Genomic DNA, 849 nt, shown 5'->3' on the forward strand with positions numbered 1-849 from the left:
AACAGCGCGTCCGCGACGATCCGCTTGCGCTCGACGACGGTGCCGTCGGTCGCGAGACGGTCGGTGTGCGCGACCCACCGTCCGTCCGCGCCGCGTTCGATGTCGTTGACGCGGTGCAGGGTTTCGACGTGGACGTTCCCGGTGGCCTCGGCGTCGGCGAGCCACGTGACGTCGACGGAGTACTTGCCGCCATTGTTGACTCCGTAGATGAGGTCACCGTTGGTGTACGAGGGCGACAGTTCCCCGGTCAGCTCGCGGCGCGCGAAATCCCAGTCGATGGGCATCGGCACCCGGAACGTGTCGAGGCCCTCGACGGCGGCGCGTTCGAGGAACCGACGTGAGGACCGGTACCTCTCGTGGTGCAGCAGGTCGTCGGGAATGGTGGCCAGGTGCAGCGTCCGGGCCACCCGCGGGAAGTACTCGCGGTCGAGCAGGTCGTAGTCGATCCGCGCGGACACCGACCGCGCGAACTGTTCGCCGTCGGGTTGCAACGTCATGCCGTGATAGAGCAGCGAACTGCCGCCGACCCCGGCACCGCACAGGATGTCGATGCCGTTGCCCTTCACCCGTTCCATCAGGCCGGTGTAGGGCGCCGACGGGATCGGAGGGGCACCGGTCATCACCGGCAGCGGCGACAGCCACGACGCCCGATGGTCCGGTGCGAACATGTGCGGGAAGGTCTGCGCGTTCGGACCGGTGGGCCAGCGCAGGCCGCGTTCGAGCACGAGCGTCTGCACACCGGCGCGACCCAGATGCGCGGCGGTGACAGCACCGCCGAAGCCACTGCCGATCACCACGGCGCGGTGACGTTCCTCGGTGACCTCGGCTCGGGCCCGCGGTGTGCGGGCC

1 protein-coding gene is annotated in these 849 nt (G+C 69.5%); it reads right to left on the minus strand.

What is annotated here, in order from left to right:
* Nucleotides 1–849: NAD(P)-binding protein (locus I0Q12_RS33470; protein ID WP_231611177.1), on the minus strand; the 849-nt coding region annotated here is incomplete at both ends.

Source organism: Rhodococcus sp. CX, from assembly GCF_015865005.1.
Lineage (GTDB): Bacteria > Actinomycetota > Actinomycetes > Mycobacteriales > Mycobacteriaceae > Rhodococcus.